General features: G+C 47.4%; 19 protein-coding genes and 1 pseudogene. 16 read left to right on the forward strand and 4 right to left on the reverse strand.

Annotated features, from left to right (window positions below; translation table 11 throughout):
• Positions 1-405 precede the first annotated feature (405 nt).
• The 14 genes and pseudogenes from secY to UL82_RS01815 all read left to right on the forward strand — a co-directional run bounded on the left by secY (position 406) and on the right by UL82_RS01815 (position 14,562).
• Positions 406-1,728 carry a preprotein translocase subunit SecY gene (gene secY / locus UL82_RS01750; RefSeq protein ID WP_046438695.1) on the forward strand — a complete coding sequence of 441 codons (1,323 nt, stop codon included), beginning with the start codon at positions 406-408 and terminating at the stop codon, positions 1,726-1,728.
• Positions 1,728-2,273 (forward strand): adenylate kinase, encoded by a 546-nt coding sequence (locus tag UL82_RS01755; protein WP_046438697.1) that lies wholly within the window; start codon positions 1,728-1,730, stop codon positions 2,271-2,273. The genes secY and UL82_RS01755 overlap by 1 nt, the downstream gene beginning before the upstream one ends.
• Before the next feature lie 142 nt (positions 2,274-2,415).
• Positions 2,416-3,210, forward strand: a complete 795-nt coding sequence (gene map / locus UL82_RS01760) for a type I methionyl aminopeptidase (protein WP_046438698.1) — start codon at positions 2,416-2,418, stop codon at positions 3,208-3,210.
• 360 nt (positions 3,211-3,570) lie between these two features.
• A pseudogene (locus UL82_RS01765) lies at positions 3,571-5,613 on the forward strand (sialidase family protein).
• 180 nt (positions 5,614-5,793) lie between these two features.
• Positions 5,794-6,528, forward strand: a complete 735-nt coding sequence (locus tag UL82_RS01770; RefSeq protein WP_046438699.1) for a L,D-transpeptidase — start codon at positions 5,794-5,796, stop codon at positions 6,526-6,528.
• Between the two features lie 270 nt (positions 6,529-6,798).
• Positions 6,799-7,017, forward strand: coding sequence for a translation initiation factor IF-1 (gene infA / locus UL82_RS01775; protein WP_025251938.1), 219 nt, complete (start codon positions 6,799-6,801; stop codon positions 7,015-7,017).
• Between the two features lie 182 nt (positions 7,018-7,199).
• Positions 7,200-7,568, forward strand: a complete 369-nt coding sequence (rpsM, locus tag UL82_RS01780) for a 30S ribosomal protein S13 (protein WP_046438701.1) — start codon at positions 7,200-7,202, stop codon at positions 7,566-7,568.
• A 3-nt stretch (positions 7,569-7,571) separates the two neighbouring features.
• Positions 7,572-7,976: a 30S ribosomal protein S11 gene (gene rpsK, locus UL82_RS01785; protein WP_046438702.1), complete on the forward strand. Its 405-nt coding sequence runs from the start codon at positions 7,572-7,574 to the stop codon at positions 7,974-7,976.
• Positions 7,977-7,997: 21 nt separating this feature from the next.
• Entirely contained in the window at positions 7,998-8,603 is a 606-nt protein-coding gene (gene rpsD, locus UL82_RS01790; RefSeq protein WP_046438703.1) for a 30S ribosomal protein S4, read from the forward strand.
• A gap of 114 nt (positions 8,604-8,717) precedes the next feature.
• On the forward strand, positions 8,718-9,734 hold the full coding sequence (locus UL82_RS01795) for a DNA-directed RNA polymerase subunit alpha (protein WP_046438704.1): 1,017 nt from the start codon (positions 8,718-8,720) through the stop codon (positions 9,732-9,734).
• Between the two features lie 68 nt (positions 9,735-9,802).
• Positions 9,803-10,297: a 50S ribosomal protein L17 gene (rplQ, locus tag UL82_RS01800; RefSeq protein ID WP_046438706.1), complete on the forward strand. Its 495-nt coding sequence runs from the start codon at positions 9,803-9,805 to the stop codon at positions 10,295-10,297.
• A gap of 70 nt (positions 10,298-10,367) precedes the next feature.
• Positions 10,368-11,192, forward strand: coding sequence for an MFS transporter (locus UL82_RS01805; RefSeq protein ID WP_046438707.1), 825 nt, complete (start codon positions 10,368-10,370; stop codon positions 11,190-11,192).
• Between the two features lie 3 nt (positions 11,193-11,195).
• Positions 11,196-12,053, forward strand: coding sequence for a tRNA pseudouridine(38-40) synthase TruA (gene truA / locus UL82_RS01810; protein WP_046438708.1), 858 nt, complete (start codon positions 11,196-11,198; stop codon positions 12,051-12,053).
• Between the two features lie 148 nt (positions 12,054-12,201).
• Positions 12,202-14,562, forward strand: a complete 2,361-nt coding sequence (locus UL82_RS01815) for a DUF6541 family protein (RefSeq protein WP_052735839.1) — start codon at positions 12,202-12,204, stop codon at positions 14,560-14,562.
• A 54-nt stretch (positions 14,563-14,616) separates the two neighbouring features.
• Here the strand turns inward: UL82_RS01815 and UL82_RS01820 are convergent, their stop codons facing one another.
• Entirely contained in the window at positions 14,617-14,979 is a 363-nt protein-coding gene (locus UL82_RS01820; protein WP_046438710.1) for a metal-sensitive transcriptional regulator, read from the reverse strand.
• A 30-nt stretch (positions 14,980-15,009) separates the two neighbouring features.
• Positions 15,010-17,268 (reverse strand): heavy metal translocating P-type ATPase, encoded by a 2,259-nt coding sequence (locus tag UL82_RS01825; protein ID WP_046438711.1) that lies wholly within the window; start codon positions 17,266-17,268, stop codon positions 15,010-15,012.
• A gap of 443 nt (positions 17,269-17,711) precedes the next feature.
• On the opposite strand from UL82_RS01825, the gene eccB reads away from it, so the two are divergent.
• Both eccB and UL82_RS01835 read left to right on the forward strand, forming a co-directional pair.
• Entirely contained in the window at positions 17,712-18,962 is a 1,251-nt protein-coding gene (gene eccB, locus UL82_RS01830) for a type VII secretion protein EccB (protein WP_046438712.1), read from the forward strand.
• Between the two features lie 184 nt (positions 18,963-19,146).
• Positions 19,147-19,572 carry a TIGR02611 family protein gene (locus UL82_RS01835; protein ID WP_046438714.1) on the forward strand — a complete coding sequence of 142 codons (426 nt, stop codon included), beginning with the start codon at positions 19,147-19,149 and terminating at the stop codon, positions 19,570-19,572.
• On the opposite strand, the gene mycP is transcribed toward UL82_RS01835, so the two are convergent.
• Positions 19,562-20,734, reverse strand: coding sequence for a type VII secretion-associated serine protease mycosin (gene mycP, locus UL82_RS01840; protein WP_052735840.1), 1,173 nt, complete (start codon positions 20,732-20,734; stop codon positions 19,562-19,564). The two genes, UL82_RS01835 and mycP, sit on opposite strands and share 11 nt — an antisense overlap.
• A complete protein-coding gene (eccD, locus tag UL82_RS01845) occupies positions 20,731-22,113 on the reverse strand; it encodes a type VII secretion integral membrane protein EccD (RefSeq protein ID WP_046438715.1) in 1,383 nt (460 codons plus the stop codon). Before eccD ends, mycP begins: the two co-directional genes overlap by 4 nt.
• Between the last annotated feature and the right edge of the window lie 60 nt (positions 22,114-22,173).

Genomic DNA, 22,173 nt, shown 5'->3' on the forward strand with positions numbered 1-22,173 from the left:
GTAAGTCTACGTGTCTTAGATCGAATAATTAGTTAATTGTGTGTTAGGTAACGGTATTGGGGGTGGATTAGTGGTTTTGTAGCCGGTTTTTTTACCCACATTTATGCCTCGGTTCGCACGTTTGGCTAATCCTGTGAAAAAACTGATATGGAATAAGAGTGCTCTGAGTGCTAGAGTGGTTAGGTCTATGTCCATCTTCTCAGTTGAAGAGAACGTTAGATACGTGGCATACGCTGGCGTAATGCTTGAGCTTTCGGGTTTAAAAATATGCAAGTAAGTATGTCCTTATCGGTTTTCTTTACTGGGGTGTTTCCACAAGTTTTTTACTCCCTAGGGACGCTTTCATTATTAATTGTCATTATTAATTGATTGTGAGGCTGCTAAGGGTAAAGCCAGGAGGCCACGTTGTCCGCCATTCTTCAGGCATTCAAGGACGCTGATCTGCGCCGGAAGATTCTTATCTCCATAGCGCTGATTATTTTGTACCGCATTGGTGCCCAGATTCCTTCGCCGGGTGTCAACTACGGTTCCATCTCCGGACGTATCCGCGAGCTGACTGAATCTTCGGGCAGCGTTTATTCGCTGATCAACCTTTTCTCTGGTGGCGCACTACTGCAGCTGTCGGTTTTTGCAATCGGTGTGATGCCTTATATCACTGCGTCGATTATTGTTCAGCTATTAACGGTGGTTATTCCTCGTTTTGAGGAGCTGAAAAAAGAAGGTCAGTCCGGCCAAGCAAAGATGGATCAGTACACCCGTTATCTCACCTTAGGATTGGCTCTTTTGCAGTCCTCAGGCATTGTAGCGTTGGCTGATCGGGAGCAGCTGCTAGGCCAGGGAGTTGCCGTACTATATCCAGGTCGCACGATCTGGGATCTCGTTCTCTTGGTTATGGTGATGACCTCTGGTGCCATGTTGGTGATGTGGCTTGGTGAGCTCATTACTGAACGCGGTGTTGGCAATGGTATGTCCTTGCTGATTTTTGCTGGTATTGCTACCCGCTTGCCTTCTGATGGTGCTAATATCCTCGGTGCTTCCGGCGGTGTTGTGTTCGCAGTCGTTCTTTTGGCTGTCATTATTCTTGTGGTTGGCGTGGTTTTCGTTGAGCAAGGTCAGCGTCGTATTCCAGTGCAATATGCTAAGCGCATGGTTGGTCGTCGTCAGTACGGTGGCTCATCAACCTATCTGCCATTAAAGGTGAATCAGGCAGGCGTGATCCCAGTGATCTTCGCATCGTCTTTGATTTATATGCCAGTTCTTATTACCCAAATTGTTAACTCTGGCCGCACTGAGATTCCAGATAACTGGTGGCAAACTAAGGTTATCCAGTACCTACAAACTCCATCTTCATGGCAGTACATTGTGTTGTACTTTGCCTTGATTATCTTCTTCTCTTACTTCTATGTTTCGGTGCAGTACGATCCCAATGATCAGGCCGATAACATGAAGAAGTACGGCGGTTTTATCCCTGGTATTCGACCAGGTAAACCTACTGCAGAGTATTTAGGCTATGTGATGAACCGACTTCTTTTCGTTGGTGCACTGTACTTGGGTATTATTGCCGTTTTGCCAAACATTGCCCTGGATTTGGGAGTAGGCTCAAGTTCGGCAAGTGCCACACCATTCGGTGGTACCGCTATTTTGATTATGGTTTCGGTTGCTTTGACTACCGTTAAGCAGATCGAATCCCAGCTATTGCAAAGCAACTATGAAGGACTTCTGAAATAATGCGACTCGTACTTCTCGGCCCTCCAGGTGCAGGTAAGGGCACCCAAGCAGCTATTCTCAGTGAAAAGTTGGGTATCCCACACATTTCTACGGGTGATCTTTTCCGTGCCAATATTGGCGAAGGCACTCCCTTAGGCATCGAGGCCAAGCAGTACATTGACGCTGGTAATCTTGTTCCCACTGACGTTACCGCGCGTATGGTGAAAGCACGTCTAGAGGAATCAGATGCACAAAACGGTTTTCTTCTCGACGGCTTCCCACGCACGGTAGAACAAGCTGAACTATTAGAAGGCTTCCTTGCTGAGTTTGGTACCGCACTCGATGGTGTTATTAACTACCAGGTATCCGAAGATGTTGTAGTAGAGCGGATGCTTGCTCGTGGGCGCGCAGATGACAATGAAGAAACCATTCGTACTCGGTTGCAGGTTTATCGTAATGAGACTGCGCCACTGATCGATCATTATGGTCAGCGTATTATTTCTATTACCGCAGAAGGTAGCGTAGATGAGATTAATGCTGCGACATTGTCTGCGCTAGGAAAATAATATTTGAGTAGTTAAAGCCGAGGGCTAACGCACGATTATGCAGTTATTGCATAGCAGGCGTTGGTGCTCGGTTTTTTGTTTGCTACAGCATCGTTAGCGAAAAAAGAATTTAGCTAAATTTTATGGATAGGAAAGTAAAGTAATGGGTTTTCGTTCTAAACGTAAAGTAATTCCGGCTAAAACGCCTGGTGAACTCGATGCTATGCAAGCTGCCGGAGAAATTGTTGGCAAAGCTTTGCAGGCGGTTAAAGCAGCCGCGGCTGTGGGGGTAAGTACATTAGAGCTTGATGCAATCGCCGAAGAAGTTATTCGCTCGAATGGTGCGATCCCTACTTTTAAGGGCTATCAGGGTTTCCCGGGATCAATTTGTTCCTCAGTAAATGAGGTTATTGTGCATGGCATTCCTAATGCAGAAACCATTTTAAAAGAAGGGGATCTGGTTTCCATTGATTGTGGGGCAACTCTAGATGGCTGGGTTGGTGATTCTGCCTGGAGTTTCGGTGTGGGGGAGCTTTCGGCTGAAGCCATGGCGCTTAACCAGGCTACCGAGTGGGTGCTGATGGAAGGAATGAAAGCAATGGTGCCGGGCAATAAACTCACCGATGTTTCTTATGCATTGGAACAAGCTACCCGTAATGCTGAGAAGAAATTTGGGGTGAAATTGGGCATTGTCGACGGTTATGGTGGCCATGGGATTGGTCGGACTATGCATGAACAACCTTATTTAGCCAATGAAGGTAAGCCAGGTCGTGGTCCAGTTATTCAAGAAGGGTCAGTACTTGCAATTGAACCCATGCTTACTTTGGGGTCAGTGGATTCTTTTGTACTTGATGATGATTGGACAGTAGTCAGTGCCGATAGCTCTTGGGCGGCGCATTGGGAGCATACAGTAGCAGCTACAAAGACCGGTCCTAGAATTCTTACCCTCCGGAAGTAGCTAGAAAGCACTATCTAAAAGTGGTTGAGTCAAGCAGTTTGCTCAACCACTTTTGTTGTTTTTGTGACTTTTTCTTCGTCGATGGGGGTAATAGTTGCCATTATTTTGGCTCTTTTTGTGATTACAGGTGAAAGTTTTAAATAAATGACAGGAGTCACATTTAAGCTCGCTTTTTATTGCCATTGCTACTCTGCTTAATAATGCCGTCTGTATGTCTAGTCACTTCTTTTAATTAATGTGACGAATTTCCCATGTGTGAAAAAATTTTTAAGACACTCAGTCCCATGGGAGATCAGACATCTGATGTGATACGTGCCTTATAAATTGCGTTTCACTTGTTTTAGGAAGGGAGTTTTAGTGGTGAAATCATGCGGCCAAACAACTCGCACAGCGATTATTGCTTTTAGCGCAATCCTTGCTTTAGGTACTCAGACAATTGTGGTACCAGCGGGTAGGACACAAGATGCTTTTGATCCAGTAGCTGAACAGATCACTACACAGGGGCTTTTCGATGCTGCGCCGCCTACTACTAGTGCCCGCGGCGCCGCAGGTGAGTGGAAATTACCAGCACCTGCGAGTGAGGAAGTATTTGAAACAAAGATTATTCGTGATGCAGATCCTGAGTCGCAGCGCTGTTTCCGTATCCCAGCTATTGCTACCGCAGCAGATGGAACACTATTAGTGGCGTTTGATAATCGCTATGGGCCAGGTGAACAAAGCAAAACCTGGTGTCGTGATGCGCCATATGAAAATATGAAGCATAACCAGTAAGAATGGCAAACAGATATTGAACTTTATCGTTCCACGGATTCTGGACAAACCTTTATCCCCAGCGGCTTTATTGCCCAGGGCACTAAGGATCCGCGCCGTTTGTCTTATACTGACCCATCATTAGTAGTTGATCGTCAAACCGGAAAGATATTTTCTTTCTTTGTGCGCGGTTATGACTATCGCTTTTTTGATTCTCGCGAGGGAGTAAACTCTGCTGATCCAAATGCAGAAATCACCCGTCGTGATGTACAAGATACCGTCGTTATTGAGTCGGATGATAATGGATTAACCTGGTCAAATCTGCGAGTTATTAGTGGTTTAACCGAAAAAATTCAGGTGAAAGCTCGCCCCGGTGAAGAGGTCTTAGGTAAAGGTCGCTTTGTTACCTCTGGTGCTGGAATTCAGCTGAAATATGGTGAACATGCTGGGCGGCTATTAGTTCCTATCGCGGTTAATACAAACTATCGGGGTCGTCATAGTGTTGTTAACCTGGCTATATATTCCGATGATCACGGAGTGACTTGGAATGTTGGTGAAGGTATTGGCGGCGACGGCAATTTCGGCGGTGACGAGAACAAGCTCGTCGAGTTATCTGATGGTCGTATTATGATGAACTCTAAAGATAACGATAAAGACCGTTGGGTTGCATACTCGAGCGATCAGGGTGAACACTGGTCAGATCCAGCACGAATCATTACTGCGCCACCACAATATCCTCAGAACCGAAACAAAGGAATTAATGTGGGACTGATTCGTGCTTACCCTAATGCTCCCGAAGGAAGTGCCGCTGCACGCGTCCTTTTATACTCGGCACCCATTGACCTAAGGCAACGTGGTAATGACGGACGCTCAAATGGCTGGGTAATGGCCTCCTGCGACGATGGTAAGACCTGGCCATATGCTAAGCAAATTGATTCCGGTCGGTTCCAATATTCGGTAATGACTCCGATGGAAGATGGCAATATCGGTATGGTTTATGAATCAGGAACCAAAGAAAAAGGTATGACGCTTAATTTTGCTCGATTCAATATGGCCTGGTTGGGTGCAGATTGTTTGAGCAATAAAGCTTTGGGTATTACCGATCTTCCCGACCCGGAGCTAGAGAAAGCCATTGCAGAAGCAAAAGCCGCTACCGCAAAAGCTGCCGAAGCTACTATGAAAGTGCTTGGGCTAACCAAGAAATTAGAAAATGCTGAAAACGATAAGACGGAATTAGAACAAGCACTTGCTGAAGCTAAAGAAGCTGCACAACAAGCTGCCGATGCCGCTGAAAAAGCCAATGCTAAACTAAAAGCAGCTGAAAAATCTTCGGAAGAAGCACGTCAGGCAGCTGAGAAAGCCGCGCAAGAAGCCAAAGCATTAAGTGAACAGTTGTCCAAGTTGGAAACTGAATTAACTAAAGCGAGAAATCAAGCCAAAGCACTCGCCGAGGCTAAAGAAGCAGCAGAAATTGCAAGAAAAGCTGCTGAAGAAGCTCTGCGGTTAGAAAAAGAAAAGAACAGCAATAACGCTAAGAACAATGTATGGGGAAATATTTTTAAAGTTTTGCTGGTAGCTGTGCCAATTTTAGGTATTTTCTTAAGCGCTGTAGCCACCCAGTGGCGTATGATTCAAAAAATACTTGGTCTATAACCATTGAATAGCTGGGTTAAAAATGGGAAGTGCATCACCGTTTTGGTAGCGGTGATGCATTTTTGGCTACATGTCGCCATATATAAAAAATGCAGGAAAATATTAAGTTTTATTGTGTTAGTGCAATCGCACTCGGCGATGGTTTCTTTAGTTTTCACTCAGTCGGGATATAGTAACGACATGTCTTATACGGTTCGTTCTTCGAAAACTGCTGTTCGTCGCCGTTTATCCGCGATGGTTGCAACTGTGGCAACTGCTACCGCAGTGCTATGGGGGCAAGCCACTGTTGCTTCTGCAGAAGATCTTGGCTCAAGTAATATAAAGAATTCGATTGAACAGCAGCTAGCGAATGTGGATCGTTCTACCCGTGACGGTGCTTGGCAATTGCGCATGTCTTTGCATGCTCAAGCTGATGCGGGCTTATCTGCTGAGGCTGCTGCTGTAGTAAAGCGCAATGTCGATAATGTCATTAATCTTGCGTTTCCTGGTCTCATCCAGCAACGTAGTGTTCCAGTGGTGGTACCTGCTCCTAAACCAGTAGAACCAGCACAACCAGCTTTTGATACTGGCTTATGCCCAGCACATGCTCGTGCCTGCATTGATCTCGCAGGCCAACGTTCTTGGCTACAAGAAAATGGACAGGTTAGTTATGGTGCAGTTCCTATTTCTAGTGGTCGGGTAGGTTATGAAACCCCAAAGGGTGCTTTCCGGGTTAATCGTAAGATTAAAGATGAAATTTCTCGAGAATTTAATAATGCGCCAATGCCGTACTCAGTGTATTTCACCAATAACGGCATAGCCTTCCATGAAGGAAGTCCACAGGTGGCATCACACGGCTGTATCCATCTTAACCACAAGGATGCGGTGACCTTCTTTAATCAGTTGCACATCGGTGATGTAGTTTACGTTTATTAATCAGCATTTTAATGCCCACAATATAAATCAGGTGGTAACTAATAATTAGTTACCACCTGATTTATAGTTTGTGTTAAGTCAAGCGTCGTTAAGCATTGGGAAGTGATAAACACCCAGTGCGACTCAGTTGGCTTTTCTGATAAAAAACTGTATTGTTGTTTGATGGTGTACTGCCAAAAGGGTAAACACCTGTAGTTAGCAGTGATTATACGACATCACAATATTGAAGTGGCACAACACTTTAATACTGATGATAGGAATGTGGAGTCTATGGCAAAAGAAGGCGCAATTGAGGTTGAGGGCAAGATTATCGAGCCACTACCTAATGCAATGTTCCGTGTCGAGCTAGACAATGGACATAAAGTACTTGCTCACATCAGTGGTAAGATGCGCCAGCACTATATCCGTATCCTTCCTGAGGATCGCGTTGTTGTAGAGCTGTCTCCGTATGATCTCACTCGTGGTCGTATCGTTTACCGCTACAAATAATATTAAGCCTCCGTGCTTCCAAGGCGTTCATTATTTATGATGAACGCTGCTTTACCTTTGGCTGCGGTGGCCAAAGCCTTAAGGATCTTTTGTCCACAGTCCGGCTCCGACCGGGCGAAGTACGAAATTGTTGAGGACGAGCATGGAGAAAACCACCGTAACAACCGGAAAGGTTATGCCTTATGGCACGTCTAGCTGGAGTTGACCTCCCGCGCAATAAGCGCATGGAGGTTGCACTCACTTATATTTACGGCATCGGCCCAGCCCGCGCCGCACAACTGCTTGAAGAGACCGGAATCTCTCCAGATCTGCGCACCGATAACTTGACCGACGAGCAGATTGCTGCTCTTCGTGACGTTATCGAAGCTACTTGGAAGGTGGAGGGTGACCTTCGCCGCCAGGTTCAGGCTGATATTCGTCGCAAGATCGAAATCGGCTGCTACCAGGGACTCCGCCACCGTCGTGGCCTTCCTGTTCGTGGTCAGCGTACCAAGACCAACGCTCGTACGCGTAAGGGTCCTAAGAAGACGATCGCCGGAAAGAAGAAGTAATTCATGCCTCCTAAAGCACGTAGTGGCGCACGCCGTACCGGCCGTCGCGTTGTAAAAAAGAATGTGGCCGCAGGTCACGCATATATCAAGTCCACCTTCAACAACACCATTGTTTCCATCACGGATCCATCCGGTGCTGTTATCTCTTGGGCATCCTCTGGCCACGTTGGTTTCAAGGGTTCTCGTAAGTCTACTCCATTCGCTGCTCAGCTTGCTGCTGAAAACGCTGCCCGTAAGGCAATGGATCACGGCATGAAGAAGGTTGACGTATTCGTCAAAGGCCCAGGTTCGGGTCGAGAGACTGCAATTCGTTCGCTCCAGGCTGCTGGCCTGGAGGTCACCTCAATTTCTGATGTGACCCCTCAGCCATTCAACGGCTGCCGCCCACCGAAGCGTCGTCGCGTATAAGAAAGGAACAGGTAACTTACAATGGCTCGTTATACTGGCCCAGCAACCCGTAAGTCCCGTCGTCTCCGCGTCGACCTTGTCGGCGGAGACAAGGCATTCCAGCGTCGTCCTTACCCACCAGGGCAAGCTGGCCGTGCTCGCATTAAAGAGTCCGAGTATCTTTTGCAGCTACAAGAGAAGCAGAAGGCAAAGTACACCTACGGCGTACTGGAGAAGCAGTTCCGTCGTTACTATGCCGAAGCTAACCGCTTGCCAGGTAAGACCGGTGAAAATCTGGTTATCTTGCTAGAGTCCCGTCTCGATAACGTTGTTTACCGTGCCGGTCTAGCACGTACCCGTCGTCAGGCTCGTCAGCTTGTTTCTCACGGTCACTTCACCGTTAATGGCAAGAAGGTTAACGTTCCTTCTTACCGTGTCTCTCGTTATGACATCGTCGACGTTCGCGAGAAATCGCAGAAGATGGTGTGGTTCGAAGAGGCTCAGGAAAACCTGGTCGACGCAGTCGTACCAGCATGGATCCAGGTTGTTCCTGCAACCTTGCGCATTCTCGTGCACCAGTTGCCAGAGCGCGCTCAGATCGACGTTCCACTGCAAGAGCAGCTCATCGTCGAGCTTTACTCGAAGTAATTCTTTGTTCAGCAGGTGCGTTGATCACTGTGCTGAACGGAATCTTCTTCACACACCCATCCTTTTAATACATCGTGATTCGTCAAATAGTGGGCGAGTCAAAAGGAGAATTTCATGCTCATTTCTCAGCGTCCTACCTTGACCGAGGAAATTGTTGGTGATGCCCGTTCCAAGTTCACCATTGAACCTTTGGAGCCAGGCTTTGGCTATACCCTTGGTAATTCGCTGCGTCGCACACTGTTGTCATCTATTCCAGGTGCAGCAGTAACCAGCATCAAGATTGATGGTGTGCTTCATGAGTTCACCACGATCAATGGTGTTAAGGAAGATGTTTCCGACATCATTCTCAACATTAAGAGCTTGGTTCTTTCCTCTGACTCTGATGAGCCAGTAGTAATGTACCTGCGCTCTGAGGGCGCTGGCATTGTAACCGCTGGTGACATTGAGCCACCTGCAGGAGTGGAGATTCACAATCCAGATCTGCACTTGGCTACCCTCAATGAGCAGGGTCGTCTGGAAATCGAAATGGTTGTTGAACGTGGCCGCGGTTATGTTCCAGCAACCATGTTCAATGGTAATAACGAGATCGGTCGCATTCCTGTGGACCAGATCTATTCTCCGGTTTTGAAGGTGAGCTATAAAGTCGAAGCTACTCGTGTTGAGCAGCGCACCGACTTCGATCGCCTGATTATCGATGTTGAAACCAAGAATTCCATGGCACCTCGCGATGCACTAGCATCAGCAGGCAAGACCCTGGTGGAGCTGTTCGGTCTCGCCCGCGAGCTCAACACCGCTGCCGAGGGTATTGAAATCGGTCCATCCCCACAGGAAACCGAGTACATTGCTGCCTATAGTATGCCTATTGAAGATTTGAACTTCTCCGTTCGCTCTTATAACTGCCTGAAGCGTCAGGAAATCCACACTGTTGGAGCACTTGCCGAGTGCAGTGAATCCGATCTGTTGGATATTCGTAACTTTGGTCAGAAGTCGATCAACGAGGTAAAGATCAAGCTTGCTAACCTAGGCTTGACCCTAAAGGATGCGCCTGAGGATTTCGATCCTACCCAGCTCGAAGGTTACGACGCCGCTACCGGTGATTATCGTGATCCTTCTGCGGAAGATTCCGAGTAAAAAGCCTAATGAAGAACTGGTTTCGGCCAGTTCACGCGCTCACTTAATCCGTACACGAGGAGTACACAATGCCTACCCCTAAGAAGGGCGCCCGTCTCGGCGGTTCCGCGAGCCACCAGAAGCATATTCTGTCGAACCTTGCGGCTCAGTTGTTCGAGCACGGCGCAATCAAGACCACCGATGCTAAGGCTAAGATGCTGCGTCCTTACGCAGAGAAGCTCATCACCAAAGCTAAGAGTGGCACCGTTGCCGATCGTCGCAACGTTTTAAAGCTTGTTCCAAACAAGGAAGTTGTTACCTACTTGTTCAACGAGCTTGCCCCTAAGTTTGAGAATCGTGCTGGTGGCTACACCCGTATTATCAAGCTAGAGAACCGTAAGGGCGATAACGCTCCTATGAGCCAGATCTCGCTTGTTCTCGAAGAGACTGTTTCTGCTGAAGCTACTCGCGCAACCCGCGCAGCAGCTTCCAAGAAAGCTGAGGAAAAGGCCGCAGAAGAAGCTGTGGAAGAAACCAAGGCTGAAGAAGTAGCAGTCGAAGAGACTGAAGCAGAAGAGAAATAATCTCTTTAGCCCTAAGAGCAAGGACACCCTCGGGTGTCCTTTTTCTTTATTCTTGCCTAGAATTACAACAATGAGACGACTCCAGTTGGCAGGATATGCACTGATTAGCGCAGTCTTTATTGCCCTAGGTGGTCAGCTTATTGCAATGCTGAACTGGGATGGGATTTTCTTAACCCGCTATTTTTTTATTGGCGATCTTGGCGTGCGTGAATGCGGCAATATTACCAGTGATATTAATCCTCGGTATTTATGTAGCCCTGGCTATCCCTATTTCGTACTTGGCTGGGTAGCTGCCGGCGGATTACTTATCCTTGCTGGTGCATTGATTTTATCGGCGAACTCCTTAGCCGCTGCAGCACATGGTATTAATGCAACCGGACACGTTGCCCAGCGTTACGTTCAGACAGAGAAAAAAACTATTATGTGGGCGCGGGTTTTCGGTATTTTTATTGCTTTTTCTCTTGGATTAGCTGGTATCGCAGCGCTTTTTGTGGGTACAGTTTCGGTTGATTTTTCCCAATTGGGCCATGATATAGCGCTGAGCAGTTATGCCTTTTGCTTATGGGCCGGGATTATCTTTAGCGTCCTAGGAACGTGGATTTTAGCTACTCGAGGTTGGCGATGGCGGATAAGCCCACAACTAAGCGGTTGCGGTGTAGCGATATTAGTCTTTTCGGCAGTGGGATTATTTTTCTATCTACGTGGTGGATACCACGCACCCTTTGGGCTTTATCAACGGATGTGGGTGGATTCTTTACATCTTTGGTTACTTATGCTCGGCGCTAATTTTATAAAAAACCCGATAGTGGCAGAGAAAAAACGAGCCGAGAAGTTGCTAGCTCGTAACCGTCGTCAGGCAGAAAAAGATGCTGCTGTAAAAGCCGTGGGGGAGTAGGTTATGCAAAAAGTACGAATTCGGCTTGATCTTGCCTATGATGGTACGAATTTTCATGGGTGGGCAAAGCAGGGAAACTCTACGCTGCGCACCGTGCAAAAAACGCTGGAAGATGCGCTGTCATTAATTTTGCGACACCCCATTGAGCTGGTAGTAGCTGGACGTACCGATGCTGGAGTACATGCCACTGGGCAAGTTGCACATTTTGATATTGAGCGCAGTGCTCTTGATACTCGCAGCATTGCCGGCGATCCAGCTCATTTGGTTCGTCGATTAGCGCGCCTGCTACCGCCTGATGTACGAGTACATGAGTGCAGTTTTGCTCCAGCAGGTTTCGACGCTCGTTTTTCCGCTTTACGACGACGCTATCTGTATCGCATTACTTTTCATCCACGCGGCGCACTGCCTACTCGGGTTATTGATACCGCACATTGGCCAAAACGAGTTGACCCTGAACGATTGCAGGCTTTTGCACTAAGCGTAGTAGGCTTGCACGATTTTGCTGCTTTTTGTAAATACCGAGAAAATGCCACCACAATTCGGAAACTAGAAGAATTTACTTGGCGCGATGTATCAAGTGTGAGCGAGCCGCTTACTTTTGAAGCCGATGTAGTTGCCGATGCTTTTTGCTGGTCAATGGTGCGCTCTTTGGTAGGCGCCAGCTTAGTTTTTGCCGAGGGTAAGCGGGATGACAATTTTGCTGATGAGCTTTTTACTCAGCAATCACGTTCCTCCAAGGTACCGGTTGCCCCAGCACAGGGGCTGAGCCTTATCGGTGTGGACTATCCACCGGCAGAATTATTAGCTGCGCGAGCACAACAAACTCGAGCAAAACGAAGTATGCCACCAATAAGTGAATAAGTAGCGCACATACGGTGCTCAACACACGTAAAGCTATGCTACAAAGAAAACTCAGTGAATAAAGCTAGAATCTCTAGTATTGTCTGCCAAGACTGCCTGCATTGTGGTGGTTTGGGAATAAAAATGAATTCAGTGTGAAGGACGTTTTGTGGATACAGCGCAAGTGATCTGGCTTGCCGTGGCCATTTTTATAGTGCCCGGTTTTATCCTAAACCTGGCATCTGGTCTGCGTATCCCCTGGGCAGGTGCGGCTAGTGTTCCCACTTCCTTTGCACTTTTCGGTTTCTCGGGTTGGCTTTATGGTCAGATAGGTATTCGCTACTCACCCGGAAGCGTTATTATATTTTCGCTGGGGATATGCGCACTCGCCTTATTGTGGCGTGGTGGATTTTTTTTAGTTGGCCGTCGACGTCGACCAGCACAAGGATGGGCATGGCTGAAAGCTCCGGGGTCACTGTATGACCTTCGGTGGATTTTCCCCCTTGCTGGAGCTGTTGCCGGTAGTTACCTATTTTTAACCCGCTCGGTAGCGCTATACCAGCGTAACGAACATGGGTTGGGCGCTATTTTTCAAGGCTGGGACGTGCACTGGCATGCCAGCGAAATTCGCTTCATTATGGAGCGTGGCATTGCTGATCCTACGCGGATGGGTGAGCTACGCAATATCGAAAGCCAGTTAGATCTTTATTATCCCTCTGGTTGGCACGCCGGTGCTTCGATTATGGCTAATCTGCTTGATCTAAGCCCTATTGAAGCTACTAATATTGCTGGGTTAGTTATTCCTGCGATCACTTTGCCGCTCAGTATTGGCCTTTTAGCTTGGCGTATGGTGGGAAATCGTGGGCTAACCGCTCAGATTGCCGCTGGATTTGCTGCCCCGGCTATTGTTGCAGCTCCTACGATTTATTGGATCGGGCACTATGTGGGAGCCTGGCCATATGTGGCAGCAATGTCGATGGCTGGAATTGTTACCGCACTATATATGTCAGTGCCGGCCGTGCCGCAGCGTGCTTTTGCTGCGGGGTTAGGGCTGATGGGCGTAGTGATGGTGCACCCATCAGCAGTCACGGTAATTGTTATGTTACTTGGCTTATGGTGGTTGTTTTACCTTGTGTTTGTACCAAGCAGAAAACTTGATGCACAAACAATTTTGACAACCGATACTGCCGAGGAACCAACAGTTAAAACTAGGTGGGGTTGGGCTCTTCTTTCCCGCTTGCGTGATATTGCTATTCTTGCCGCCGCAGGTATCCTGCCCGCCGCGATGTTACTTCCACAGTTGCTCAGCGGTTCCGAAGAAACCGAAGACGTTAAAAGTTATACCGCTACCGAGGACATCAGCCGCTGGGAAAGCTGGGGCAATCTATTCAGTATGCGCACCCGGCACTTTGAAGAATTCGGTGAGCTTAATTGGAATGCCTTATTGCTTGCTGCAGCTATTGGCGCTGTGGTGCTATTGGTATGGCGTCGTAACGTATGGGCACTGGCTTTTACTGCCTTGAGTGCGTGGATTGCATCTAATTCATTATTGCCCTACGCAGATCCGTGGGGTGAGTGGCTTAATATTATTGGTGCTCTCCACTATGCCACCGCACACCGATTGGTTATGCCAGTAACCATGATGATTTTTGCGGCAGCCGGGGTAGGTCTTGCCGTGGTGATCCGTATTGTATGCCTTGGATTTATTACCCGCCCAGCGGTACGCACCGTTAGTAACACTCTCAGCGTGATTATTGCTGTGGGATTAGCCTATCTGTTGTATCCCGTGCCGCTAAAGATCGTCGAACAAGGATCGTATTACAGTATCACCGCGCCGAACGATGACCGTATGGTTAGCGATATTGACCTGAAAGCCTTTGAATGGTTAGCCCAACAACCTGGTGTCTTTGATGGTAGCCAAAGCACCGTATTTGGTGAGCCTGCCGACGGCTATGGTTGGATGTATGCCTACAATGGCATCCCAGCTATGTCACGCCATTACGCTTGGCCTGCACTACCAGCAGATAACCACACTCAACTGCCTTATTGGTGGGCGCATTATATTGGTATCGGCAATGGTGGTGATCCACAGCAACGCAATGATGTAGACGATGCAGTTGATGCACTAGGTATTAACTTCTTCTATATTTCGCCGCCAAATTTCTGGGATTTCCAAGAGCAAAATATGGCGTTGACCGAATGGCTTTTTAATGCCCCCGGCCTTACCCCGGTATATCGCCACGCTAATGTGTCTATCCTAGCGGTTAATGATCACTTCACCGATGCGCAACTTACCGCCATGCGCGCTAACTCTCCAGACCCATTGGCACCGGTTGCAACCTATGGTCAATTAGGCTTGGCGACGACTACTGCCGAGCTTAACCAGCCCTATTATCATCGTCCTACTACTGCTAATAGCACACCAACTTTTGTGCTCCCGCAAGCAGATGAAAACCAGACCGCAGCCCCGGCGGCTCCTGCCGCACCGGCCTCGTTGATTACCACCCCTTCTGTTACCCCGCAGAACTAAACCCCACAGCCTAGTTGAGAGCAATGTGGGGTTAAAAGACATCGGGTGAGCGCTTTAAGACTTAGAAAAGCGCGCTATTGCTTGAGAAACTTCCTCGAATTTCTTTTCTGCTTCTTCGCCGCCGTGAATTGCAGCCTCCCGCAAACAATGGCGCATGTGGTCGTCGAGAAGCGCTAAAGATACGGATTTTAGTGCCGAATTGAGCGCAGAAATTTGGGTGAGAATATCAATGCAATATTTATCTTCGTCAACCATACGACGAATACCACGCACCTGCCCTTCGATGCGGCTTAGCCGATCCTGATAACGTTTTTTGTCGGCGATATAACCATGCTGGTGGGTAGTTTCTGGAGTAGCAGACTCATCGGTACAGCCACATGAAGGTACTGAAATTGCCCTAGGGGGGTTGGTACTCATAAAACACTCCTTAGTACAGCAGCGAAAGTGCTATTTTGAGGGATTAAATCGACGTAACCGCAATGAATTGGATACAACAAAAACAGAAGAAAATGCCATGGCAATGCCAGCTAACATTGGGTTAAGTAACCCAAGAGCAGCAATGGGAATAAGTGCCACATTATAAGCAAAAGCCCAAAACAGATTAGCTTGAATAGTGCGTAGTGTGGATCGCGATAGCCGGATAGCATCGACAGCGGCAATAAGATCATTGCGCATGAGGGTAATATCGGCGGCTTCGATAGCAACGTCAGTGCCAGCACCCATTGCTAGGCCAAGGTCGGCTTGAGCCAATGCGGCAGCATCATTAATGCCGTCGCCTACCATAGCGACTGTTTTTCCTTTATCCTGTAGCGCACTAATGGCAGCGACTTTTTCTTCTGGCATAACCTCGGCGATGATATGAGCTTCATCAATGCCTACCTCCTGAGCAACCGCGCGCGCTGCGCCGATGCTATCACCGGTAAGCAGCATGGGTGTCAGCCCCAGTTTCTTCATTTCAGCAATTGCTTGGGTAGTAGTTGGTTTGATTTGATCGCTGAGGACAATGACGGCTTCTGGCAGATTATCGATGCTTAAGATCACCGCGGTAGCACCTGTATGATGTGCTGAGTCAACGTAGGGGCGTAGTGCATCGATAAGCGTGTTATCGGGTTTTGTTACACTAACAATATGCCCGTCAACCTTGCCTGATACGCCCACACCAGGGATAGCACGAAAATCTGTGAGGGTAAGTTCATCTTGTCCTAGGGTGATAGCACGTGCGATTGGGTGCTCACTGCCTTGTTCCACAGCTGCTGCTAGCTGGTGGGCACGGGTCTTAGGAATTGTGAGTGTGTGGATTTCTTGTACCGCCATCTCCCCTTTAGTGATTGTGCCGGTTTTATCCATAACAATGGTGTCGACTTTGCGGGTTGATTCTAAAACTTCTGGACCTTTAATAAGCAGACCAAGTTGGGCACCTCTGCCGGTGCCAACTAATAAAGCGGTGGGAGTAGCTAAACCTAGTGCACAGGGGCAGGCGATAATGAGTACGGCGACAGTTGCAGCAAAGGTATAGGTAAGGTCGCTACCGCTTAGTAAATGTAGCCCGAAAGTTAGTGCTGCGATTGCAATAACGATGGGTACGAAAACAGCAGCGATACGATCAACTAATTTTTGTACCGGTGCCTTTTGTGCTTGAGCTTGGGTGACGAGTGCAACCATATGGGCAAGAACAGAATCTTCACCAATCCGACTGACTTTGACGATGAGTCGGCCTGAGGTATTGATTGTTGCGCCGGTGACGTGATCACCTGTGGTTTTATCCACGGGAAGCGGCTCACCGGTAAGCATGGACTCATCAACTGCGGAATGGCCATCAACTACCACACCATCAGCAGCGATTTTTTCGCCAGGACGCACCACAAAATGATCCCCGATTGTTAGCTCAGTAATGGGGATACGTTGTTCTTTATTATCTCGAATAACGGCGGCATCTTTTGCTCCCAGCGATAATAGTGCGCGTAGTGCTTCGCTGGAGCGTCCTTTGGCGCGAATCTCAAACCAGCGGCCAAGTAAGAGGAAACTAATAACAACAGCAACGGATTCTAGATAAATTTCATCCATATGTCCGTGACCATTATTAAAAAGATTCATGTGCATGACCATGCCGGGGATACCAGCATTGCCTAAAAATAAGGCCCATACACTCCATAAATATGCTGCGGTGGTACCTACTGAGATCAGGGTGTCCATGGTCATTGCACCATGACGAATATTAGTCAGAGTTGCCCTATGAAAAGGCGCGCCGCCAATAAAGAACACAAAGCTAGCCATGGTAAAAACAGCCCACTGCCAATAGGTAAATTGTAAGGCTGGGATCATTGAGATCAGCATTACTAGGGTGGCAAGACTAGCACTAAGAATAAGGCGCTGTTTTAATTCTTTAGCCTCATGTTCTCTAGCCTTATCGATTTTGGCCATGGGATCGGTGCTATCGGAAAGCGATGCGGTGTTTTGTGCGGTGGGTTCTTCGGTGTTAGCTAAAGAAAAAGCGCCATAGCCAGCACCTTCGATAGTAGTAATGAGCTTTTGGGTATCGATAAGCTCGGGGGAGTAATCTATCGAAGCGGTTTCGGTGGAGAAGTTCACCGTTGCTTCAACACCGTCTAATTTATTGAGCTTTCGTTGCACCCTTGATGAACATGAGGTGCAGGTCATGCCGGTAACACCGAGATCAATGTGGGTGGTAGTTGGGCTAGAAAGCATAGCGGCCTCTTTATAAGGTTAAATTTTTTTAAAATACCTCTTCAATGTATACCCCTAGGGGGTATTTGGCAAGGGAATATTAGTGGCACTTAACACCTTTTGTGGCAATAGAAAAGAAGATGACTAGGCTAAAACATGTTCACGCATTTATATATTTAGCTATATATTTAGCGTGAACGGCTAACGGTATTATTGCTGCTGGGGAGCATGGCAATAATGTGGTTTTATGCAACAGCACAGTTAGTTTTAAAACAGGCTGTGGTGTCTGTAATTATTGCTAGCGGGTTGCCAATACGGCACTGGGGTCTTTGCTAGCATGTCTGCGATCTTTTTCGTTAGTGCAATGTCCTGATTTGCCACTATTTGTCATTATGTAATTTGACCTTAAAAGTAGAACTGAGCAGGCGAACTAACAGAGATAACAGGTGCGAAAGGCCTGGTTAATGAGTCTGAAACCTACTACCAAAGCGCAGGTGTCGGGACATAAATTTCTTGTGCGCCGACTTGAACATGGCCTAGTCTTTGGCGATATTCGTATGATTCACGATCCTTTACAGCGTCGCCTGCGAGCAGTTATGTTTGCGATCGCCATGAGTGTGCTTATTGCAGTGGGTGCCGGTGCAATGGCTATTTTTGCTCCAGCACCGAATCCCGGTGATGCCCACATTATTCAGGCACAATCTGGTCAGCTTTATGTGCGAGTAGATAATAACTTTCATCCGGTGGGAAACCTCACCTCAGCACGGTTAATTGTGGGTAAAGCAAGTGAACCAGCCAAGGTAGGTGATGAATTACTAGCGCAACTTCCTAAGGCAATTCCAGTAGGAATTAGTGATGCACCGGCACTTTTTAGCACTCAAGAACCAGATCCTATGCAATGGTTGGTATGCCATATGGCTTTGAAGCCAGAAAACCGCCTGCAACCACAGCGAAATGAGATTATTATTCTGGCTGATCAACAGAAAAAGTTTGTTCCCTTGGCTAAAAACCAGATGATTTTTGCTGGTGAAGAAATACTTACTTCTAAGGGACGAGCACCGATAACCCAAGAACTACTGCACCTTATCCGCCGCGATATAGCCATAACTGCACACACACCGATATGGCGAGCACCTAAAGAGGTGCGCGTGGTAGCGAAAGAACATCCAGCGATCACACTGCCAGATCCAGTGCCAACAATTTATAGTTTTGAGGGAAGATCTTTTGCATTATTAGGCGATAAGGCAGAAGAAATAGGAGCAATACAGGCCAGGATTCTTAGTACTGCTGGGGCACGGCGAGAAATTATTACCGCCACTGAGCTAGGGCAAAAAGATTTTCTTGATGAGCAGGTACTTGCAGCGTTAAAATTTTTCCCACCAGCAGATATTCAATGGCTAGATCCTAGTGCACATACCATCTGTATTAATCATGATGGTGAAGTTGGCACAATTGATTATGATACCGGCGCAGTTGCTCTTTCCGGACAAGCAGTGGCTACTCATTTTGCTGGTTCAGGAACTGCGGTGGCGGTTGATACCGGAAGTGGAATACATATTATTGGCGAAACTGGATTGCGCCACCGGCTGGAAAGTCCAGAAGTATTGGATCATCTTGGTATCGAATATGTGCAGCCGATTACTTGGGCAGTGTTGCGTTTACTTCCAGAAGGAACCCCATTAGGTAGGCAAGCTGCACTTACCCCGATTTATTAGACCAACGTATACCAACACAGCTAAGTATGTGATTACTACTGGATAAAAAATCTGATGCGTAGTGTGTCATAGCGGGGTATTTTTAAGCGAAACAGATGGGTTGACAGCGTGTTTTGATGGTAGGCTTAACGCACTGTGTCAATTACTTAAGAAAAGGCATTGTCGATAGCAAAAGGAGTTCCACATGGGATCAATGCGTGATGCTGTGTCGGAGAAGGTCGACAATATCCGGCTCCACCACCACGGATTGAAAACACACCGGCTAGGTTTTCTTATTCGCCCCTGCACCCTGGCTGCGGGATGGATCATTACTATCGTTGGACTTATTGCTATCCCTTTGCCTGGGCCTGGTTGGCTTACCGTTTTTGTTGGCATCGGTGTGCTCTCGCTAGAGCTGCACTGGGCAAAACGGCTGCTTAATTGGGGAGTACGTTTTTATGAACGCTTTTTTGCTTGGTATCACATACAAAGTAAAAAAGTACGCTATGGCCTTGTTGCCGCCACCTGTGCTTGTGCCTGGATTGCCGTTATTGGGGTTTTATTTATTTCCTGGAAAGTTGGTGCGATACCAGCACTGAACCCGGTGATAGAAGCCGTTCTCAACGTCTGAATTTTTCTGCGGCAATAATAAAGAAAAAGATAAGCCCAGCAATAATCCCAAAAAATAGTGCCGTGTGTTTTATAAAAACACGCGGTGTTTGCTTTTCGACGACCAATGCCTGCGGTTGATAGTCTGGCTTTGGTATAGGGTAGGCGTCGATAAGCCCAAGAGCATGGGGAATATCAATAAAACCAGTGCTAGGATCAACTGCGGCAAACAGATACTCACGTAACTGAGCCGGTGAATAGTGCGGATACCGCTGTTTAATGAGGGCAACTAGTCCACTGACTGCTGGAGCCGCGAAACTTGTGCCTTCAAAAGGTGTGAAATTTTGCCCTTGTAATAACCCCATCGCCATGCCATCGCCTCGCGGGGAGAGCCCAGCCGGACAGGATCCGAGCGCCGAAAGATGTTTATGCGGAGTAACTAAGGTGTAATCCGTTTGATAATAAGGATCAACATTTGCCCCAACACCTAAAACCAGTGGATGATGTGCTGGATAAATAGTGCTATTTTGTGGGCATTCTGGGGTGGTATTGCCTAACGAAGAAACAATAACTACCCCTGCTTCTTCTGCACGATGGATTGCCGCATCAAAACTAGTGGTATCAACATCGGGGGTACCAGGTGGGATACACGCAACCACAGAAGTGTTAATTACTTGTGCACCTTGTTCTACTGCAAGAACAATGGCATCGCCTAAAGTATCTAGGGTACCGCTAACATGTGGATTATCTGCCCGGTGCAATAAAGAACTAGATTGACGAATACTAATAATCTGAGCATCCGGAGCCACTCCAATAATATCGTCATCACCGGGTCTAGCCGCGATAATACCGGCGACAATAGTGCCATGACCATCGCAATCATCATAACTATTGCCATGGCCTAAGAGATCACCACCATTAATTACCCCACCTAAACGAGGATGGTTAGCTACTCCAGTATCAATCACTGCAACTTTAATGCCTTTTCCAGTGGCAAAAGAATGAGCCTTACGGATGTTATCGCTGATATGAGCCTGCTGGTTCAGCGCTTCCGCCGTGGCCGGCTGACTATTAGGACAATTCGGTTGCGCATTGACATGCGCAACAACCGGGGATAATGAAATGGTAGCAATACCTAATCCAACACTGATTGCTAGGGCAATAAAAACAGTAAAAATTCTCATGCCCCTAAACCTCGGATTAATGCAAAAATACCCATGAGATGCAGTGTTAAGGGTAAAGAAGCAGCGATCATCAATGATTCACCACGTTCAATCCACTGCAGGGTCGTTGGGGTAGTAGTAGCTAAAAAGCGTGCCCACAAGGGTGTAGTAGCTAGCGTGAGGATTGGTAATACAGCCGCGACTATTGATAACCAATGTGCTTGTACACAGCACGCAGCCGTTGCAATACTAATAATGCCAGGAATCCAGGTTGCCCATAAAGCAATAGGACTTATATAACGGTGGGAATGAATAATGAGGGCACCGCCGATAACTAGACATAGTGCTTGTAAGAAACCTGACTGATGATCGGGATACAACATAATAAGTAGCAATGCGCCACTACAACTTAACCCTAGGCCAGCCATAATGCCGTCGAAAAGCTGAGATGCGTTTAGTGCTTTTATAGCTTGTTGACTATCGCAGGTAGTAATTGGTTGATCAATCGCACCGGAAGGAAGTTGTGGTACACGCAGCCCAACAAGAGCAGTAGCTATTCGGGGAGCGATAATCATGCCCGTGGTAGCAAGAGATAAGACGAGAGCCGCAGCCCCAATGAGCCAGCCATGTTCTGAGCCATAAATACCTGGTCGATATAACCAGATGCTGATCGCAGCAAAAGCTATACACAGACAAAAAGTAATAAGTGCAGCACCTTCTTGGAGCACGCAATGCTTTAGCCAAAGGCCGATCCCACTAATAACGATAATGCTTATAACTACGACAAGAATAAGTAACGCGCTTTCTAGACGCTGCGTATGCGCGCCGGGAAAACCAAAGATGGCCAGTACCAGCGACACACTGCTTATAACTGCGGTAAGTGGTACATAACTAAAACTAGCGCGAGCAAGCACTAACCCTAAACATAAAGTGCTTAAAACACTTCCCGAGATAACCAAAGGCAGCGTATGAGAAAACTGAAAACTCAGAATAGATAAACCAAAAATTCCAGCACACACTGAGGTTTCTTCGAAAAGCTGTGAAAAATAGGTATGCGGTTTTGTTTTATGGCGGGAACTTACTTGTTCGATGGCTTCTGCCGTGTCACTGGCAGTTTCTAATGGCTGCTGACGTTTAGGTGATAACAAAATAATGCTGCCGTGGTGAAGACCGGCATCAATAAGTGCAAGCGCAGGATCAATGATGGTACCGCTGGCCGTGCGAGCTTGCCAAGAAACAGTGATATGTGGAGCGTCGATAAGTTTTAGAATATCGGGAAGAATTTCACTTATAGAACTAGTTGCCGGCAGGCTTAAATCAGTTCCTTCACGGATTCTGGAAACATCGTCGCCAAGGTCAACGCGAACATGGACTCTGAGGTTATGGTCGATAAGCGCCACAAGAAAACTCCACAGTAAAACGACCGGCACCAACTTTTAGGGCACACGGTGACAATATTG

It is taken from the genome of Corynebacterium kutscheri (assembly GCF_000980835.1).
Taxonomy (GTDB): domain Bacteria; phylum Actinomycetota; class Actinomycetes; order Mycobacteriales; family Mycobacteriaceae; genus Corynebacterium; species Corynebacterium kutscheri.

Bases quoted from the DNA above. Each gene is read 5' to 3' on its own strand.
- UL82_RS01755 (WP_046438697.1), top strand. From the start codon at position 1,728: ATGCGACTCGTACTTCTCGGCCCTCCAGGTGCAGGTAAGGGCACCCAA.
- map (WP_046438698.1), top strand. From the start codon at position 2,416: ATGGGTTTTCGTTCTAAACGTAAAGTAATTCCGGCTAAAACGCCTGGT.
- UL82_RS01770 (WP_046438699.1), top strand. From the start codon at position 5,794: ATGTCTTATACGGTTCGTTCTTCGAAAACTGCTGTTCGTCGCCGTTTA.
- infA (WP_025251938.1), top strand. From the start codon at position 6,799: ATGGCAAAAGAAGGCGCAATTGAGGTTGAGGGCAAGATTATCGAGCCA.
- rpsM (WP_046438701.1), top strand. From the start codon at position 7,200: ATGGCACGTCTAGCTGGAGTTGACCTCCCGCGCAATAAGCGCATGGAG.
- rpsK (WP_046438702.1), top strand. From the start codon at position 7,572: ATGCCTCCTAAAGCACGTAGTGGCGCACGCCGTACCGGCCGTCGCGTT.
- rpsD (WP_046438703.1), top strand. From the start codon at position 7,998: ATGGCTCGTTATACTGGCCCAGCAACCCGTAAGTCCCGTCGTCTCCGC.
- UL82_RS01795 (WP_046438704.1), top strand. From the start codon at position 8,718: ATGCTCATTTCTCAGCGTCCTACCTTGACCGAGGAAATTGTTGGTGAT.
- rplQ (WP_046438706.1), top strand. From the start codon at position 9,803: ATGCCTACCCCTAAGAAGGGCGCCCGTCTCGGCGGTTCCGCGAGCCAC.
- UL82_RS01805 (WP_046438707.1), top strand. From the start codon at position 10,368: ATGAGACGACTCCAGTTGGCAGGATATGCACTGATTAGCGCAGTCTTT.
- truA (WP_046438708.1), top strand. From the start codon at position 11,196: ATGCAAAAAGTACGAATTCGGCTTGATCTTGCCTATGATGGTACGAAT.
- UL82_RS01820 (WP_046438710.1), bottom strand. From the start codon at position 14,979: ATGAGTACCAACCCCCCTAGGGCAATTTCAGTACCTTCATGTGGCTGT.
- UL82_RS01825 (WP_046438711.1), bottom strand. From the start codon at position 17,268: ATGCTTTCTAGCCCAACTACCACCCACATTGATCTCGGTGTTACCGGC.
- eccB (WP_046438712.1), top strand. From the start codon at position 17,712: ATGAGTCTGAAACCTACTACCAAAGCGCAGGTGTCGGGACATAAATTT.
- UL82_RS01835 (WP_046438714.1), top strand. From the start codon at position 19,147: ATGGGATCAATGCGTGATGCTGTGTCGGAGAAGGTCGACAATATCCGG.
- mycP (WP_052735840.1), bottom strand. From the start codon at position 20,734: ATGAGAATTTTTACTGTTTTTATTGCCCTAGCAATCAGTGTTGGATTA.